Annotated in this window: 2 protein-coding genes and 1 pseudogene; 2 read left to right on the top strand and 1 reads right to left on the bottom strand. The window is 38.9% G+C overall.

Features of this window, described 5'->3' with window-relative positions:
• The first annotated feature begins 128 nt into the window (after window positions 1-128).
• Window positions 129-833: a gamma-glutamyl-gamma-aminobutyrate hydrolase family protein gene (locus tag ODU55_RS11630; protein WP_398582911.1), complete on the top strand. Its 705-nt coding sequence runs from the start codon at window positions 129-131 to the stop codon at window positions 831-833.
• Here ODU55_RS11630 and radC read toward each other — a convergent pair.
• A complete protein-coding gene (gene radC / locus ODU55_RS11625; RefSeq protein WP_398582910.1) occupies window positions 830-1,510 on the bottom strand; it encodes a DNA repair protein RadC in 681 nt (226 codons plus the stop codon). The genes ODU55_RS11630 and radC overlap by 4 nt on opposite strands.
• A 124-nt stretch (window positions 1,511-1,634) precedes the next feature.
• Between radC and ODU55_RS11620 the strand changes: the two are divergent.
• A pseudogene (locus tag ODU55_RS11620) lies at window positions 1,635-1,847 on the top strand (IS5/IS1182 family transposase); the annotation flags it as partial.

Raw genomic sequence — 1,847 nt, 5'->3', positions numbered from 1 at the left:
TATCCCTTCCTCTGACGATCTTGGTTTCTAGCGTCGTCAGACTTAAAACGGTCTCTCCCCAGACCGTTTTAATCCGCTACCTCACGATAGTCAGGCTTGGGAGTCGCTATAGGGTTCACCGGTAGCGGGTGCCCACGGAGGACTTTCACCTCAGATGTACGACATGCCCGTCGTACTATAAAACAGGGGATCATACAGAACCCCTGCTTTCTTATACCCAGACTTGCCTCGTACAAGCTATTGAAGATGCTGGCGGGCTCCCACTCATCCTTCCTGTTACAGAGCCTGATTTGGCAAAATATTATATCCATCTTATTGATAAACTCATCCTAACAGGAGGACAAAATGTCCAGCCAAGTTACTATCACGAAGAAAGGACTATTGACAGCGATAATTATCTACCAAAGCGTGACGAGTTTGAATTAGCCCTCATAAGAGCTGCCCAAGAAAATCAGAAACCTATCTTCGGTATCTGCCGAGGTCTACAGCTCTACAATGTAGCTCAAGGTGGTAGCCTTCATCAATCAATTTCTGAACATTGGCAAGACATAGACGGACAAGAAGTCAGTCAAACGATTCAACTGACTCAAAATAGTCCACTTTACGATATATATAAGTCCGCTCCGAGTGTAAACTCATTTCACCGTCAGGCTATCAAAGACTTAGCACCTGACTTAGAAATCATTGCACTATCAGATAATCAACAGATTATTGAAGCAGTTCATTCAACCTACCCAACTAAATTTTTAGGGGTTCAATGGCATCCTGAACTACTCTACGGTAAACGTGAGATTGAAAAAGACCTCTTCCACTATATTGTCAATAAACTTTAAAATAACTCACTTTCTTCTCTAAAAGAATAGTAATCCTTATTTCCAACAATTAAATGATCTAATAATACCAGTCCTAGCGTTTCGCAGGACTCTTTTAAATTCTCCGTAAATAGCAAATCATTCCTACTAGGTTGTACTGAACCCGACGGGTGGTTGTGAACGATGATAATCGATGTTGCCATGCATTTTACTGCGTAATGCAAAATTTCACGTGGTTCTGCAATGCTACGATTAACACTCCCAATAAAAATCGTTTTTTGACTGATAATCTGGTTCTGTGTATTGAGATAAAGTGCAACAAGATGCTCCTGCTTCTTATGCCCGATTTCATGAATCATCTTACGTCCCAACTTCTCACTTCCCAAAATTCTCTCATTTAAGAGTAGCTCTGATTGATTGATACGTTTTCCAAGTTCAATCATAGCCTTAATTTCAATCGCCTTGACGCGCCCAATTCCAGTCAAACTTTGCAATTCTTCAATGGATAATTCTCTTAGAGCCGCTAAACTCTCCAAACGATTCAATAATTTATTGGAGAGAATAGAAACAGGTTCTTTTTTTGTCCCAGTTCTAATAAAAATTGCTAGTAATTCCTGATTACTGAGACGCTCAGCTCCAACTTCTACTAAACGTTCTCTAGGTAGAATGGCCTCTTCTTTAAATTCAATTTGATACATAATTTCCTCCTCAACTATCTATTCGTAAAATCTTGCAAAAAAAGAAGCCATATAAAACCGAACCCACTGAAAAAGTCATCAACTTGATGTCTTTTTTTGCTATACTAGAGTCGAGGTGATTCCTATGCTTGATAATCAAATTCAGTTAGATCTTAGTTCCTATTCTCCCCTGTATGATATTGTTGTTCCCAAAAATCATTTTTTACGGCAGCTAACAGAACTCTGTGATTTTAGTTTTATCTATGATGAGTTAGAAAAACATTATTGTGTCGACTTTGGTCGAAAGGCTTACTCACCCATCATGATGTTTAAATACCTTTTGTTGAAAGATATTTAT

The organism is Streptococcus sp. 2022WUSS037 (assembly GCF_044427225.1).
GTDB lineage: Bacteria > Bacillota > Bacilli > Lactobacillales > Streptococcaceae > Streptococcus.
The sequence above is the reverse complement of the archived record's forward strand: the minus strand, read 5'-3'. Positions and strand labels throughout refer to the sequence as shown.